The organism is Flavobacterium chungangensis, from assembly GCF_042654045.1.
Classification (GTDB): domain Bacteria; phylum Bacteroidota; class Bacteroidia; order Flavobacteriales; family Flavobacteriaceae; genus Flavobacterium; species Flavobacterium chungangensis.
The window spans coordinates 45,583-64,215 of sequence record NZ_JBHSFY010000005.1; the positions used below are offsets into that span (position 1 = coordinate 45,583).

The 18,633-nt window shown below is 34.7% G+C and carries 6 protein-coding genes; all 6 read right to left on the minus strand.

Annotation, left to right across the window (positions count from 1 at the left end):
- Positions 1 to 107 precede the first annotated feature (107 nt).
- The 6 genes from ACFO3N_RS09400 to ACFO3N_RS09425 all read right to left on the minus strand — a co-directional run bounded on the left by ACFO3N_RS09400 (position 108) and on the right by ACFO3N_RS09425 (position 18,554).
- Complete coding sequence (locus ACFO3N_RS09400; RefSeq protein WP_379797156.1) at positions 108 to 983, minus strand: DUF5977 domain-containing protein; 876 nt, start codon at positions 981 to 983, stop codon at positions 108 to 110.
- A 13-nt stretch (positions 984 to 996) separates the two neighbouring features.
- Complete coding sequence (locus ACFO3N_RS09405; protein ID WP_379797158.1) at positions 997 to 1,794, minus strand: DUF5977 domain-containing protein; 798 nt, start codon at positions 1,792 to 1,794, stop codon at positions 997 to 999.
- Positions 1,795 to 2,135: 341 nt separating this feature from the next.
- Positions 2,136 to 2,408, minus strand: coding sequence for a hypothetical protein (locus tag ACFO3N_RS09410; protein WP_379797160.1), 273 nt, complete (start codon positions 2,406 to 2,408; stop codon positions 2,136 to 2,138).
- A gap of 51 nt (positions 2,409 to 2,459) precedes the next feature.
- Complete coding sequence (locus tag ACFO3N_RS09415) at positions 2,460 to 5,342, minus strand: hypothetical protein (protein ID WP_379797162.1); 2,883 nt, start codon at positions 5,340 to 5,342, stop codon at positions 2,460 to 2,462.
- Between the two features lie 96 nt (positions 5,343 to 5,438).
- Entirely contained in the window at positions 5,439 to 11,210 is a 5,772-nt protein-coding gene (locus ACFO3N_RS09420; protein ID WP_379797164.1) for a VWA domain-containing protein, read from the minus strand.
- Positions 11,211 to 11,222: 12 nt separating this feature from the next.
- Complete coding sequence (locus ACFO3N_RS09425) at positions 11,223 to 18,554, minus strand: hypothetical protein (RefSeq protein WP_379797166.1); 7,332 nt, start codon at positions 18,552 to 18,554, stop codon at positions 11,223 to 11,225.
- Between the last annotated feature and the right edge of the window lie 79 nt (positions 18,555 to 18,633).

Genomic DNA, 18,633 nt, shown 5'->3' on the forward strand with positions numbered 1-18,633 from the left:
TTATTTCAAGGTCAATTTCAAAAAGAATTTTTTGTAGAATTTGGATTAAATACTTTTGGAGTTTTAAAAGAAGAAGTTATTTTTATTAATTAAATTGACATTCGATATTAATTATCATTATGATTTGCTTCTTTATAGTTATGAGTTAAAATTCCATTAGCAAAATACGTGTGAAATGGATTTAAGGTCATCGGATAGATGTTTCGTTTTTCTAAATTCACAGTTACAGTAGTAACAGGAATAATTTCTTTGTCTATCGAGTATAAATTATCTCCAACGATGATATCTCCTAAAGGAATAAATCTCCAAAAACCATTGCGCTCAATTAATTGTAGGTGAGTAGGAGTAGCTTCCAATAACCCATCATTAACGATAATGGTTTTGTCGGCAATTTGTTTTGTAATTTTTGTGATAGGCGATACGATTCTGTTTTCAGATAAATATTCACATGACCATTTATACAATTCATCTGGGATGTTAGTATCGTTAAGCGTTTCAATTTCTGCAGAAAGCAAAAGTTCGTCAAGAGTAAGTTTTTCAATTGCTTTTCTTGTTCCGTCAGGTAGAGTGATTAGCGTGCCTTCGACAAAACATCCGCCACTGCCACCTCCTCCGCCAGGCGTTGGAGTGACTTCACATGTTCCTGCCATATTTGCATGAGCCTGTACATTTGCCGCTAACCATGCATCTGCTTGTGCATTGGCATCTGCAAGACTTATTGTAGAAACAAATTGATTTGGAAAAGCAGTAAGTGTAACAGTACTTCCGCTATATCCTGTTCCGCAGTTGTTTTTTTTTGCGCTTAATCTTTTTTCTACACTATAATATCTTGTACTAGGTGTACATGTCGCAGTATCTAAGACGGGTGCAATATAATCAGGATCTGTAACTACATTTGGTTTCGTTGGTTGTCCTGTTGGGCTTCCGTCATCAACATAATATAATTCGAGTGCCCCAAAAGATTTGTATCCTGTATTTCCCATACGTATGTTTTTTTTAATATTTAATTACGATTTGACCTGTAGACGAGTCTTTGATGTAGGTAATGAATCCTAGATTGGTAACGGCTTCAATGTTTTTAGCCAAGTTTGTTCCTTGAATTGGTACTTTTTTAGAAAAGTTCTTTCGATCAACCAGAGTTCCGCCAACATTTATGATGTCATAGCCAGATTTTTGCATTGTTCCGCCGAGATAGGTAACTACCTCTACATCTATATTTCCAGTGCCTAATTTTCTATACCATGATCCCGCCATTCTTACTTGAACGGTATTCAAAGTAGGGTAGTCTGTTGTTATTTTGCTGAAATTCACAAGGCAGGCTTCAACACCATTTGCTTGTGTATTATCACCAGCCCACATAATGTAAGAATCTGCAGCTAGGGCATTTGTTGGAATTTCGTTATTAAAACCATGACCCCATCCCATCCATTTATTATCTAAGGGAGTTCCTGAATTAATAATTCCGGTATAAGTGTCAAAATCTTCTCCTGCTCCTAATGCCCATTTATATCTAATAACCATGTAGTTAAAAGGAGATAAGATTACATTTGGTTCTACAACACAAGACGGATTTACTCCTCTCCAGGCTGTAATTCTGCATGAACCCGTGTTATTGGCATAAGCTTGAACATTTGCTGCCAACCATGCATCTGCTTTTGCATTGGCATCTTCAACACTTATTGTCGATACAAACTGATTTGCATTTGCAGTTAGTGTAACGGAAGTTCCCATGACTCCGGCAGCGCAATCATTTTTTGCCGCAGTCAATGACTTGGCTATATTGTAATATTCCATACTTTGTTTATAATTGATTATGATTTGTCTCAACTTAGAGAAGAATTGCGTTGAGCAAAAACTAAGTTTGATGAGGTGAAAAGCTATTTTTATATGCTTTTAATTTTACCTTTTTTGAAGTGCCATATTTTATTGCTGTAAACTTGAATTTTTATCGGAAGCAATAATTGAAATGAAGCAGATTGTCTTTGAAGTAAATAGACGAAGAGTATGATGGAAGTTTGTGCTTAATTTGTACAAATAATGGCTTTAAAAGCTCTAATAAAAGTTAAAAGGAACCACGCCAGACAGGCTGTAAATTTGTGGTTCCTAAATAACTATCTAAAAATTATGATCAAGAATTATTCTTGTTCTTGCTTTACAATTTCGCCAGTTTCAATGTTCACACGAATATTTCCGTATTCTTCTTTAATGGCTTTTTCCAATTCATTAAAATTTTGCTGCTGAACGGCAATCTGACTTAAAATATCTGCTTTTTGAAACTCGTATTGAATAGACAATTCTCCCAACGATAATCTCGCCTTATCCATAAAGACATTAAAATCTTGTAATTTCTTTAATTGTTCTGCGTTGATTGTTTTTGCTTCTTCTTTATTGATTTTTGTGTTTTCCATTTTTTTTTTTTTTTAATAGTAAGTGCGTTTTGCATCGTATTATTTTAATTGCTAAGAAATATTGTAAGTGATTGTAAATTGAAGATAATTTACACTAGACTTAGTTGCTTTATAATTAACTACCGCTTTGGTTCCATTGTTACCGTCACCACTACCTATAACTGAAGTAAATGAGTTATTTCCAGTATCATTATTCGAACCAATAACAATAACACTAGTGGAATCACCTTGAGCAGTAAAAGGAAGTGATATATAGAATGCTTTTGTTGTAGGGGTAATAAAATCACCGGTTGAATCACTTGTTGCAGACATCATGCAAGTTACTGTGATAAGGTTGCCTATTTTTGTGTAAACAGATCTTAGTACATTTGTTCCAATAATACCTGAAGCACTTGATATAACTGGAGTATAATTTCCCGATGTTGCCCCTCCGCTGTTAGCCATAACAAAAGCTGTAGTTGCCAACTGATTTGTATTTGTTCCAATGGCAGCAGTAGGTGCTGTAGGAATTCCTGTAAAATTAGGCGAATCTAAAGAAGTTGGAACTTGATTAATTGGGTTTCCATTTTCGTCAGCTTTTACATAAGGAATATCTTCAAGATATTTTGTTCTCACAACTAATCCAGTAGAAGTAGTAGTTAGTACTTTATCTGGTGTTGGAATTAGTTTAGTTATTTTGGAGCTATTTGCAGTATAAAAGTCACCTTCTGTAGATTGAAAAATTCCTAAATTGTTACCGCCGAGTAAAGGAGTTGTGCAATATTCGCTTATTTCTTTTGTAACAGGGTTAATTTTTGTTATATAGTTAGTTAGCGAACTACAATAAAAATATCCATCGGCGCCTACCATAATCGAAGTAAAAGGAAGATTCGTTGTTAGCCAAACAGAGAAAGCCCCAGTAACAGGATCAATTTCGAATATTCTTCCCAGTCCATGATATTCAGCTACGTATATTTTTTGATTAAAGAATGTTATTCCGTAAGGATAGTTTGATGAGTAAGTGCCAATAACTGAAGCTGTAGCCGTGGTCGAATCTATTTTAATAATTCCAGCCCCATTAGAGTTAGTAACGTAGAAATATCCATTATTGTAAACTAAATTGTATAAAACAGTATTTCCAATGGAAGAGGTGTTACAAAAGGTTGTAATAGCTCCAGTGCTTTTATTAACTTTTAATACGCTGTGGTATGATGAACTATCTTGAGTTGTATAAATATATCCATCTGGTCCCAAAACAATATTTCTAATGTTAGATATCGAGTTGGTGGTTACATCGCTAACTACTTTAGTGATTTTATCAAACTTTATAATTTTTCCATTGTAATGGTCTGCAGCATAAAAATATCCATCTTTTCCATCAATAACACAATACATTGTCCATGATCCAGAAGCAAAAATTTCATAGGAATCGGGAGTTGCTGTTAATTTTGCTAAAGTTAACCCGCTATTATTGCTAGTACCACTATCAATTGTAGTTGGTTTGCTAACGGTAACCAAGCTGCCATTATCAGTAATATTTGAGTCCGTTACATTATTACCTGTACTATTAAACTTGGTTAGTTTATTTGCAGTTCCAGTAATTGTAGTACCACCACTTGCACCAATCTTCTTTTCAACCCCATCACTACCCATTACATACAAATCAGTAGTACCATCAGTTTTGGCGTATAATTTTGCGTGACCAGCCATTGCAGTTGCAGCAGTTGAAGCTGCTAATGTTAAAAAGCCATCGGTAATATCTGCTTTTTCGTTTAAAGTTGTAAATGAAGTTCCCGATACGTTTCCATCATGTGTGATGAAGGCTTTTTCTACCTGTATTTTTTGAACGCTGATCGCTTTTCTGTTAACATTTTCAGTATTCGTGTCAAAAGTTGAAGTAGTAGCACTAGAACTAGAGTTTTGAACTAATTTTAGGCAGTTTGCACTATTGTTTTTAGTAATGGTTAAAACATCATCTACAGAGGTGTTGTGCGTTAAATTTAATGCTCCATCTTTAGATTCATTTCCTGTGGTATGAATTACGTTATTGTCTTCAGCATATGTTTTAGGATCAAGAGAACCATCTCCTTTTACAAATTTTTCAGCTGTTCCGCCTTCGCTAACAAATTTTTTAGCTGTTACAATTCCCTCAGCATCAATTTTAGCTTTTACAATATTGTCTTTCGCGATTTGCAAAGGATCTCCTGTTGCTGTTGAAGAAGAATTTACTTGTAAACCCGTTCCAGCTCCAGTGTTAGATACTTTAATGCCAGTTCCTGTTGCCGTATTTTGAACCGCAATACCGCTTCCAGCACCAGTAACTGTTACGTCTAGTACTTTTGCACCAGTATCTGCACCGCTGTTTGTCAATACAATTCCGCTAGTTGAGGTTGGAGTAGTGTTGTTGAAAGTTAAGATTCCGTTTTTGGTTTCATTTCCTGAAGTATGTAAAAAACTTGTAAAGTCGATTGGTTCACTAGATCCACCTCCTGGATTTGTATTTGGAGCTAAATTTTTATACCAATAATCGACTTCAATGTTTCTATTGTCAATATTTCCCGAAAAAGTGATTTTGGCCATTTCATAATTGATGATGTAATCTCCATCATTTCCTTGACCTTCTTTCTCTAGTAATAATTGTCCGTTTTTAAATACTTTGACGCTGTAATTAACTGGTGCATATTGCAAAGCAATGGTATCGCCAACAAAAGAGTCAAAATGCTCTTTACGTGGCATGTAGCTATTTCCAGTAATGATACCAATATTCTTTAAACCTGTATATAAAAGAGCAGGAGTTACATAATGCTGGTTATCCCTTCCGTCTTCGACCATCTGAAAGTCGGCCTTGTCTTCGTCTTTATGGATAAAACTGTTAAAAACTTCCTGAAAGTCTCCCTGCGACGGAATATCGCCGTTTTCGAATTTGTAGCCAATTTGAGTTCTGTCTGTTGCCATGTTGTTTGAAATTTATTTTCTTTCTGTAAATATTATTTTTGATTAGCTTGATTTTGAATCCCAACAAACAATTTCATTGGGATTCATTTTTTAAATTTATAGGGTTAGAATTTTTTCTTCACTACTAAACATGCCTGAAGAGTTTTCGGCAAGTACTTTGAAATGATGGTAGATTCTTTCATCATCAGCATTTTTAATAGTTACTTCGTCGGTTTCTAATTTGGTTTCCAGTAAAGCCAATGTTACTGTGTTTTCATTAGAAATTTTCTCTTGAATTTTATCCCAGTTTCCTTGATTATTCATTTTGTACAGATGATATTTACCATTATGGACTGTTTTCTCCCAACTGAATACAACTGGTTTTAATACAGATTCATTTTCCCCAGTTGGAACGCCAGTAGCTGTTAATTCTGGAGATTCTGGAACGGTATTATCAGCAATTATTGTAGCTGTAATTTTTGATGGCTGAGATGGTGTATAATCAATATTGATAATCTTATTTTCATCTGTTGAACTCGGATCAGCATATTCAATTTCTCTTGAAACCGTAATTCTATAAAAAAGGCCATCACCAAAAGGAACACTTTCTAAATCTTCAAATTCATCATAAACCGTCCAAACACTATTAAAATCAGTAGATAAAGTATCTTCATTAATCAAAATTTCTTTGACAGGAGTCATCGTTCTAATTGATTGTGCATCCAGCATGTTTTTTGCACGATAGATATTTATTTTTCTAATGTTATATTCTGGTTTGTAAGCATTTAATTCAATCTGTATAGATGGCTTGATTCCTAAAACCTGATTTTCTAAAATAGGCATAATTCTCTTAATCTCTGGCGTTTGCGGTGGGCTAGAAGGAACTAGTTTCACAGGTCCCAAGAAAGTACTGAACTCACTGAAATTCATTTTAATATCCATTTCACGTACACCGTAGAAATAAATGTTTTGTGAATTTCCGTCTAGATTAAAATCTGTAAACTGCGTTTTGAATAGTGCTGCATCTGTGATTTTCATCATTGGCGCAATATCTAAATCAGGATGCGGATATTTTAAAATATTTCCATTCTTATCCTTAATGGTTTGCTTTTTATTAACTGGAACGTAATCGTTGTCCTTAATATATTCGTAAATAACAGGGACTTCGGTAAGTGGCACAAAAGCGGCATGAATGACTTGCTCTATAAAATGTATTGCTAATAAATCTTCCTCAATTCCCGCTGTCTTAGGAATAATGACTTGGTTAAGAGCGGTTAAAGCAACTATCTCAGGAACATTTTGTTTTTGGGAAGTATTATGCCATTTGATGAATTCGTTAATCTCGTCTCTTAATAATTCACTATCAGGAACTGGGAAATGATAATTTTCTTCAGAAGCACTTTCTGGAGGATAAGTTTCATAATTAGCCTTATTCTGCAATCCGTTAAAGTCTAAGAAATTTTGCCATCTATTAGTGAAATATGCTTCATTGTTTCCACCAAGTTTACTGAGCTCTTCACGAATTCTAGCAATTGTTGCTGTCTTGTATAAAGCGTTTAATAAAGCCTGATCATTTGCCCTGTAATGCAGCATTCCGTAAGGTTTGTGTGTATATCTAGTTGTGAATGTGTATGTTGATCTGTTGAAAAAATCAGGTCTTGTGGCATACAAAGCTCCTTTTACATCCTCAGGTTTTACAGGTTTTTCAATTCTAACGGCATACATTGGAGTTGGCGCACTAATTTTAGAATCATAGTTGTAACCATTCGAATGGCTGCTAATTCCGAAAATTGAATAATGCGTATTTTCTCCTTCTCTTGGCTGAATGCTTTCTTTTGTAATTCCGTTTGAAGAATCAGCAAAAAGATATACTTTATAACTTGGATAATAATTTACTTTTTGCTCTTTTGGGTTGTGGTTCGCATCCTCTTCAAGAATAATATGATCATAAGTCGGATCCATTTCTTGGGTTCCGTCTTTTTTAATTTTAAAATTAGGATCATTAATAGTTAATACTAAATCTTTGTCTGTACCAATATTGTCTACACGTACAACTTTAAATTCTTTTCTAGATTTTACCGGAATAGGATTAGAGCCTTCAAAACAGCTTGCAGTAAACAAACGAACAGTTCCATTCGTCCATTCAACTGAATGTCCATTGTTTGCATTGTATTGTGGGTGCTGAGCTAATTTTAATCCTTTGAAAGTAAGTTCATATAAACCAAAATGCTTTTTCTCTTCTTCAGGAAGCGGAATCGGATTCTCATCTTTATCTAATACATATTCTCCTTTTTGATCTACCTGAAAAGCTTGCTCCAAAACTTTTTTAATTTCTACTTTATCATTCCAAATTCCTCGAGTTTTTTCTACCTGCAAAGTGTTATTTCCTTGACTGTCTTTTTGTGAAACAATTTCTCGATGTACAGATTTTAAAGCTTGCGGCACTTGAACCTGAAAACCAATTGGACTCGGCTGTCTCCAGTTTGCAGGCGTTAGCATATTTTCAACTAAAGAACATAAGTCGTTAACTGGTTTTTTGATTGACTTAATCTGTTCAGAATCGATTGTTGCATTGCCGTCAGAAAGGCTTTGACCTACTTCTTTTTTAAGGACTTCAACATCAACAGAGTCAAATTTTCCATCTTTTAAAGCAACATTAATATTCTGAATGATATAGTTTTCTTCTCCAACGGTTAAAATACCTCCGATAAATCTATTTTTATTGGCATCGGTTAAGTTAATTTTAATGTCTTCGCCACTGCTTAGAATTTTGTATTCGTTAATTGTAATAATTGAGGTAAGTTCATTTGATAAACTATCTGCAATGTTTGTAATTTTTCCATGTTCAATTTGAGGAAGACTATCTCTGAAATAAAGTTTAAAATAATCGGCAAAGAGCTCTTCATTATCCGGATAAATTTTATCAGAAAGTAAAGCATCTTCTTTAGTCATTCCATCTGGAATACTATAACTTAATAATTCCTGAGCAGAATAATATTCAAAAAGAAGTCGGATGTAAGTTTTATCAATTATTGACTCATTGTCTAAAAGTGTTTTCAGTTTAACTTGCTCACTCATCGACGTAAACATTAACGGATTTTCTTCTGTAATTAGTAAAGAATTAATTCCAGTAGGAGGCATTAACGTATTATTCGGTTTAATGTGAGAAGTAATTTCTAATTGTCTTCCAGATGTTGCTCTCGAGAAAATATTAATCCCATACCCTTGATATACATATGTTTGTAAACCTGTTTTTTCTTGACGAACATTCAGAAATGATTTTCCAGACTCAGGAATAATGATCGGAGCAGGCTCGAAAGAAGCAGTGGCTAAGTCTTTGGTAACGTTAGAATAAGCGGTGTCAGAAGCTAATTCTGGTTTTTGCCAACTTAATTCACCTTTAAATTTATAATCAACTCCGGCATAGATAGGGAATGTAAAAGAACTTCCGTCAAATTCGTCTGTAGAATCAAAGAAAGCAGTATTTACACTGTAATCTGCGATGTCATTCATAAACAAACTCACATATCTTTTCTTTCCATCAAAACTATATCCATTAGGATCTGTAATTTTTGCTGATTGATCGTCTTCATCAGAACCAGCATTAAGGCCTGGTAAAAATTTACTCAATTGTACCGGAAGAGGCAAACGCTCTGTGTTTACAGAAGTTGGGATACTCATAGAAAGATGCTGCACTTCTTTTGGAGTCGCACCGCCTTCTAAATTCTTAAATGTAACGTACTCTGTTAGATAAATAAATTCGCCTGAAAGAACTGTTTCATCAATATCGATGCATCCTAAACCTAACATTCTCGCAATATGATAATCATTTGCAGCAATGTTCAATAAGTCAAGATTAGAAATTTCAGTTGAATTTTCTTCAAATTTTGCTTCTTCTCCTGGCTCAGGTTCGTTGGCAGGAATATTCTCTTGAAATTTGACCGTTTCTTTTGCAGTCGGATTTGTACCATCACGACTTAGTTCGATGTAACTTTCAATAACTTCTTTGATGTTTTTATCATCGTCATCTGTTGTACGTTTCCATTTGTCCTTGTAGTTATTTACGTTTACATATTCTCCATCATTAAATTTTAACCACTTTCCGTGAACAGCATTCAGTTTTGGCTCTAATTGTTCAAAAGCTTTAGAATCAGTGGTCGTTAAAGCATATTTTCCTTTTAAATCCCAATTGCCGCTTGTATTTGCTTTTTGGATAAAATCACCATAAAATTCAAAATTGATTTCGCTTAACAAACATTTATTTGCTTTAAAACGAATGCTTCTTCCGTTTTCAGCTACAACACGAATTGGATTGACTTGTGCCGAAGAATAGGATTTACGATTTGTAACTCTTTTTGATGCAGCGATACTGTTTTCAGCTACAGACAATGTTTCTAACTTAACAGTGCCTGAGATATCTGCGGCATTAAATTTAAGTTCGGCAGCAAAAAACAATTCGGTTTTGTTTTCAATCTCAATGATTTCGTTTCCATAAGCTTGAATAAAACCAGAAGGATCTATCATCGGATTAATACTAGCTCTTGTTAAAAGATATTTTCCTTTGTTTTTAAAATAAACATAGATTGATCTTTGCGGAGCAGTTTTATAAACCCATAATGCTTTATTGTTATCTACATTCTGAGGTTTTTCAGTTAAATCCAATTTATGGACAACTTTACTATAAGGTGCTCTGTACAGTTTTACGAAATCATCAGGTTTGTTAAAATTAAGATTACCGCCAGTATATAAATCACCTTTCGGAAGATGGTTTGCTCCCAATTCTCCAGCCAAAAGCCAACGAAGATGAATTCCTTTTGTACTATCAATACCTTTAGAACCCGCTGCAGCGATCTGTAAACTTGTAGATTGCAAAGCAGTCTTACTTGAATTAAGATCAACTATGTAGACCTCTTTGGTTACAGCAAAATTGATTTTAAAATTACTAGGATTTGAAACGCTTGGTAAAACAATTAAGGCATTGTAGGTGGCCATTACAGCAGGAGTTCCGTCAATTCGAATTTTTGCTTCTACGCTACCTAGACCAGGAATAACAACAGTTTCTTCAAGTCTGAAAACTAATCCGCCTAGATTGCTTGCATTGTGAATTCGCATTCCCGCTGGCAAAGTAAGAGGCACACGGCTTTTGTTTCTTAGAACCAAAGTTCCAGCACTTTCGCGTACGGCAAGACCTTTCTTTAAAACAGGATAAACCAATTTATTTTGAATGATGCTCACATTAGGTAAACACCCAATTTGCGCACCTGATAAATCACGGCTTAACTGATTTAATTCTGCTCCTAAAGTGCTAAAATCAGGAACTCTGATATAGTCTGTATTTAGCATAGAAAGACCGCTGTTTTTTAGTACAGGTGTTTTTCCTAAGAAGTTAGTAATTGGCGTAACTAACTCGGTAGCATTGTTTACGGTGCTTGTGACACCGTAAACAAAAATATGTGATTTATCATCCAGATTTTGATATAAATTTTTCAGCAAATCGGTATCATTGACCTGCAAACCGTCTGTAACAACCACGACAACGTCTGGAATTACAGTCAAATTGTTTACAACTTCTAAACCAGAAGCCCAATGATCAGATTGAGGATTGGCCGATCTTGAACCAAAACCATTAATCCAACTTAAAAAACTCGAAGTATTTCCCGAAATTCTTTTTTGAATAACATGTTCTGATCTTGAGTTGTTGTCGCTACCAGACATTCCGATTAACGAAAGTGTAATTTTGCTTTGAGCTTGAGAATTGATAAATGAAGTCAGCCCATCTCGTATTTGCTGCGCTTCATTGCCATTTATCGAACCCGACTCATCGACAACGATAGCGATGTACGTTTCGCAACCTGAGGATTGGCTTTCTTGAAGATTTATAGAACTCATTTTTATTGTTTTTTAAAGATTTATATTTTCAATAGTTAAAGTTACCGGCTCAGCAGCACGAACTGTTAATGGCGTTGAATACTGGGCAACAGACCCGTTATTATTCCACATTCTGTATTCGAACTTGATATTTAAACTTGAATCAGTAATTTTTTTGCTGTCATTCATAATTAATACCTGAGCATAATCTTTAGAATGCAGTGCTTTATAGTTTGCTTTGGCTACACCGGCATCGTCAACTACTGAAATTGTATTTTGAATTTCTTCTAATGGAATTTTAGGAATATTGAATGGCTCCGGATTACGAACTAAAAGCGCTACCACTTCACCAGTATTGGTATTGATAATTCGGTTAACTTCTGTAGATTGAGCAGGATCTAGAGGAGACATTTTTAAAATTCCTTCAAAAGCACGATCAAATAAATGCTGATATTTTAATGCTAATGAATTGCTTAAAGTATCATCAAGTCCCAAAACAACATTGTTTAAAGATGTAATCTGATCTTCGCTTAAGCGTAGTGGAACATCAAATAAAGCTTTCCTTGATTCGGCTTGGTCAAGCTCATAACTGTTTACTTGCTCTGCAAAATCTCTGTATCTAGAGGTTTGGAAACCAAATTGATGCACCAATACATTTTCTGAATCTTCGATTTGATTGTTTTGATTTTTATTGAAATAGTTTTTAGCTAATACTGTATACAATTTCGAAGGTTTTAAATCGGTTAATTTGACCTCATATCCATACGATTTCGGTTTTAAAGCATCTCCAATTTTAATGTCACATTTTATTTTGCCAGTACTTCCTTTAATCATATTTTGTAGCATCTGGATATTCAAAGGAATTCTAGGATCGTTATCATTAACCCATTTTGTATTGTCTTTTTCTGCACGCGGATACATTGTAGGATTTTCCACTGTTTGTACTGGTAATGGATATTCAATAAGAATATCATTCAAAGGATCTTTAATGATAAGATTTAAAGCGCCATCAATTTTTGCCCTGCTGTCATAAGCATTCCATTCTTTAAGCATATGATACACATAAGGATTCTTGAAGAACATTGTTATCTTACATTGCTCATTTCCGTAGAATGAAGGTTTAGATAATAATAAACTTCCATCCGCATTTGGATAAGAACGGTTGTAATCTAAATACTGTCTTAATGACGTTAATGGTGATTTAGATAAATCAGTCAATTCATTTTTAGCAGGAGCATCTTGTCCAGGGGGAACCACAGGATCTGGAACAGGGTAGTGTCCTACAGGACCTAATGTTTTGAAACCATAATAGTAATCAAATTTAGTAGTGTCTTTATCATCCACTCTATCAGCAAGAGTAAATTTTAAGCAATAAGTTGAATTTGGCCTCCAAATAGGTTGAACTGTATTTTGAATCGCTGCTTCCATTGCTTTATTATCTGCGATTACAGCATCAGAACCTGGAATAGTTAGATTGTGCACCGCACTTTCCCTGGTTAACCATCCAATTTCTTGAACAGAAGTAGAGTAGTTTACTTCATTATCATCATCAGAATCTCCTCCAGAAGAACAAATAAGAGCGTTGATTGTCAATAAATTTGAAGATTTTGTACCTCTTGTATATTCCAATTTAACGGTGCTGCCTAATTCTGTATGAGTCGCAGTCGAATCTGTTAAAGCAGATGCAGACGAAACAACCGAGACAGTTTCTTTTGGATATAAAGAACAGTTATCAAATTGATCATTAAATAAAGAGAAATAGATTCCCTTTTCATTTTGTTTCGAAGAAAGCATTAGAATTTCATTCGTCGAAGGCTCATTTTGAATGTTAATAATAGATGCTTTATCAGCTGGGTTTCCTCTTTCAATTAATCTTGCAAGGTTTAATGAAGTATTAAACACAAATAAGTATTTTTCATTATAAGCAATAACAGAATTGTCGGCCAAAGTCTTGTTTGACAAATAAATTGCAGAATCAAAAATTGTATCGTTTTTGACAACTGTAATAGCAGTTCCGCTAATTTGAGCTAATCCGAATTTTCCGTTTGTCAATTTAACCGTAAGCAAAACTTTATCATTAGCAATTACTGCATCTGTAATTTCAGAGATTGAGGATTCTGCAACTAATTTTGAATCACCAGCTAGAATTGTCTTAGTACTTGCATTGATGCTGAAACGAATGACTTTTTTGTTTTTAGTAATCAAACTGAAATCAGTACTATTGTGCTGAAGAACTTTGATGGCCACTTCATCTACTTTTACACGACGTAAAAGAGAACGATCTGTGCCGTTAACCCAGTTAATTTGAGTTCCGTCTTCTAAAGTATTAATCCAAAGCAACTCATTATTTGGCAATGAAATAAGTTTGTTGAAACCTTCAGAATATGTATTCATATACTGCATTCCGGAGTTTCTGTTTAATTCAGAATCAAGTTCGACAATGGCAGTTGTAGCGGCAGGAGCTACGCAGCCTACTATAAAAGTGTCATTAACAATAGCTTCTCCAATTCCTTTGCACTGAGTTGCATCTAAAGCTTGAGTAATTAATAAATTATTATTTACAACTTGCATCGACGTTACCAAGCCATTCAATAAACGCTCTCTCAACAGATTTCCTTTAGCATCAATTTGTGCGATAACAGTAGTTTTAGGCGTTGGATGAAATGAAATCAAATAAGTGTCATTGTATTTGAAAACTTTATCAAAGGCAAAAAGAGCTCTTCCGTTATATCCATAAAAACGAGTAAATGTCAACGGTTCAGAAGTTCCAGTTGGATTATCGTTACCTGCTTCAGCTTTTAATTCAGCCAATAAGGTCATTAAACGATTGTATTCGGTTATATCGCTTGGTTCTGATACAATAAATTCTCCATCAGCTGAGGCGTAGGTATCATTAAACAACGCAGCAATTTTATTTCTAACATCTAAAATAGCGTCAGCATTTGCAGCCACAGGGCTGATGACAATTCTATCAATTTTATTTTTCAATAAAACATCACCGTTTTCATCAAATAAAGTTATTAGCGATCTCAGTTCAGCTTTAGTATAAGCGATCTCATATAAAGCTGGCGAATTTTTAGCCTTACATATTTTAACTTCTTTATATTTAGACAACTTATCCCCTTCTTCAAAAACTGAAGTATAAGCACGAATATTAACTGTTTTTGCCTGAGTGGTAAGTTTTAAAGTTGGTTCAATGGCAGACTCGGGGAAAATAATTTCCAGTTTATCATAATTTTTGAATGAAAGCGATCTTCTAAAACCAAAAGGATTACTTTCTGCAGAAATGCTCATAAAATCTCCCTCAGAAAGCTTGCCATCCACAATTTCAGGAGTTTCACCAACGAGTTTAAAGAACAGACCATTGATTCTATCTGCTTCATATTGAGTAGGTACATAATAACGTTTTCCTATTTTTTTATTTTTAAAGTTGACATATTCTGCTTCAATGCTATTAGAGACACAGAATAACTTAGAAGGTGTAATTCCGAATTGTTCGGGAACATGCCAGCCAGGTTCTCCTGCACTTAAGTATGAAAATGGATTAGTTGCTAGAACACGAATACTATCATACTGATCGATTACTTTTTGCCATTGTGCCCAAGGCAAATCTTTTACAAGATCTCTGGATGTTGAATCCACAACCGCTTTAAAAGGATGATAAGCCTCCCAAGAATTTCCATTTGCAGAAAGTAATTCAATCGATTCAATTGAATATTGGTGCTTTACCTGACGAAGCTTTCTTCCTGCTTTTGATGTTGCTTCAGGAGGCATTAAATCAGTGTAATTTTTCGCATCAGCGGTGTATCCACCAATTATTTTGGAAAGACTAGTGTTAGGCAATACTCCCTTGGTCATTTTAATATCAATGTAAGTATCTAACGGAATTACTTTAGAGATGGCACTAGGACTAGGCATCTGATTAAAATAATCAAGCAAGAAAGCTTCATTTGTAAGCATATGTACTCCTTTGACAGAATCGGCAGTTCTATTGTCATTAGCGTCTCCATATGTGCCTTTAGGAAGTGGACTGTATGGTGTTCTATCTACAATTCTATTGATATCCCATTGCAGTTCTATTTTGAAATTTTTACGCACTCTAACGAAGCCAAGCTTAACACGTACACTTAATTCTAATTTTGCATAAATTAAGAACGGTTTAAACGATTCTACAGAGAAAATGGTGTCTAAAACAATTTCAACATTAATGATCCAGATTTTAATCTGAATTCCTCCACCAGCGGCAATATAACCACCCATTTGAGGACGTTTGAATGAGATTTTTCCGCCCATTTCCAAATAAGCCCATAATTTGACCTTTGCAGGTCCGAAGCTTTTCTCCAGTTTAAAGTCTAATCTTGCTCCAGCTTCAATTCCTTGTGCCGAAAGCATAAGAAATGCTTTAGCTGTAAATAAAGTCAAGATTCTAGCCGTAATCGGATCTTTTTTAGAACCAAGATTGATGTACCAAGGCTTTTGGTTTTTAAAGAAAAATCCAGCTTCTAATAAAGCATGTAGCTGAATGATTTGTCCACCATCTTTTGGCATTTGGAAATCTGCTCCAGCAGCAAGTTCCAGCGAATTATCTCCGAAGGCAACCATTGCAAAGAATGGAGGAGTGCTTTGATCTTTCTCAATTGGCCCTAATCTATCGCCAAGAACATTCAATCCTGCTTCAATATAAAATAGAGTAGGCAGAGAAAGCAATAACATGGCTCGCATGTTTAAAATAGTTCCGCCTGTTGATTCAAATGTTGCACCAGCTCCAATAGAAAAAGGTGATTTGTATTGCATAGAATCTGGCGGCCCACTGAATTTTCTAATATTGATTCCGGCTTTTGGATGCTTATAGAATTCGTACCAAGAATTTTCGGTTGTTAATCCAGCCGCTTTTTTGGTAGCCACATATCTAAATCCTAATAAACCTCTGAAACCTGTGATTGAAAGAAATCCTAACGGAATACCTGTAGGCAATTCAATACCTGCGTCAACTAAGAAAGCAGGGTATTTAGGCGCAAAACGCATTCCTACGCTTCCTGTAATTTTTGCTTTGGGTAACTTTAATGAAACTTCACCCATGAATTCTTGTGATTCTCCAGGCTGAGGTAACGAAATCATACCATGAATAATAGCCATCGCAGATTCTTCTGAAGCTGTTCCAGGAATCATCAAATCGACTTCGATAGTTTGGATTCTAATGAAAGAGTCTGGTCTTTTTTTTGGGTCGCCATCTACATTATCTGTAGAATAATAGTATTTAATACCTTCTCCACGAGCATCTAATCCAAGCGGATTGACACTGATGGCACCATCAAATCCCCAGAAATTATATTTACGTCCATTAAGTTGCGTTGAACCAAAGTTGATATTACTCACCGCCATCTGAACTGGTCCAAGGTTCACAGATAAATTAATCGGAATTGGAATAGAACCTCCTTCGACTTCAATATTTCCATCGCTATAAATGCGAAGTTTTTCAACATCAAAACCTTGTCCTTTTGCCAATTTGTTCATTAATGTATCTTTAGGGAAAGACACATAACAAGAAGTTCCTACATAATAATCGTCATCTTGTTTTCCAAGCTCAAAGCTGTGAAAATCGAAATCTACTTGACCAAATAAATTGGCTTTTGGTTCATTTTCTTTATCAAAAGAAGCGGTAAGATTAAAGTCTCCGTCGTCGTATAAATGGCCTTCAAGCGTTGCATGGAAAGGATCTCCATCTTCATTTTTTAGTTTATTGATAATTAACTGTCCTTTGATATTGGATCCAATAACCTTGTTTTGCTTAAAGGAAATGTCAAATTTGTTGAAACCAATTTCAAACCCACGATTAGGATTACCAATTTTCTTCCAAAGTGTATTATCTGGTGCAAGTTTTGATAAAAAAGCTTGGTATTCTTTAGCACTCTTAAAAGTATAAATAGTTGAAGGGCGAACTTCTGAAGATACTAATGTAGATTTAGTGCTTAACGTTAAAGGATAACTGAAAGGATATGGCAAAGTGCTCGAAGCACTAAATTCTTGTAAATAATCAAGCAATTCATTGTAATCGGCAATTTGTGTGATTTCAACAACGTCTGTTTCTTCGTTCCTTTGCAACATTGAAAGAGGGTATTGAAAATCGAATTTATCACCGAAATAGCTAAAAACACCAGTACTTACAGGAACTGTCTCGAGGTAAATATCTCCAGAAATTCCACCTGTTCCAATTAGTAAATCAGATGCTCCAATTCTTAATGTTGTGGCTGTATTTCCTTGTCCTTCTTTCTTATAATCATGAAACCATTTTGAAGGTAAAGTCACAGATACAGCTCGGGCATAAACTCCCACAAAGTCATTTGGTCTGCCATCTGCAGTGGCTTCTGGAATATTTGTTTTTTTGCTTAAATCGAGTTTTAAATTTTCAATTTGAATAAGCATACCCGTTTTCCCAATCTCGCAATATTTAGGAGATAAAGTTCCTGCTAGTTCCAGATTGTACCCCATTCCAGCCTCTGTATCAGCATATAGCAGAGCTTTTGCAAATTGAAATCGGGCGATATGCGTTTCATCTTCATCTCTTTCTTTACCATCATTTTTCCAAGGCACTAACATTTTTCTTGGAAATTCAATTGCCGCCGCTAATTCAAGAGTTACTCTTGACTTTGGAGTAATAATTTTTTTAATGTATTCTTCAATATCATTAGGGATGAAAGAAGAGAAAAAGGTCTTGATTTTAGCTTTAGTTTCAGATAAATCTGTTGATAGTAAATACAAAGAGAAGATAGCAGGAGCAACTTTTTTATCTAAAAGATTAATCTGTACAATTAACTCTTGTAATTTATTTTCTGAAGATTCATCAATTGCAATCGCAGTATTGTATAATCTGTTTATATCCTGTACAAGCTGTCCAAATTTTGAAAGTGCTGGACTGCTTTGAACTACAAAAGTGTTAATAGCTAACTGAATAATTTGTTCTTCAGAGATGTTCAGAACGGTAAGGGCAAGATCATAAAAATCTTCTACTGAAAAGGAAAAGCTATTATTGTTGAAATATTTGAGATAGCGCATTACTTCCCATTCCCAAAAAACAGTGACTGGAAACGAAGAGATTTTTGAGTCTTCATAATCAGGATTTAAAACGAAGAAAACTCCAGTTCCAGGTAGTTCTAAAGCTAATTTTTTTCGACTGATAATATCCAAACTATAAAAAGCGCTACTTCCTGAAGTACTTTTAGAAGTTTGATAGTCTTTGTAATACATTTTATCAAAGACACTTTGTAATCCATCTTTAATAAAACTTAAGAAATCGGGAAGATCTTCAGGCTTCATTAAGTCCGATAGGGATGGGTAGTATTTATATTCTGTTGGCGTTGTTGACATAGTTTTAATACTATTTGTGTTGTTATTTGTATTTTTGAGTTACCGTTTTGTAGCTTACTTGACGGAGCTTTTGGCAGTT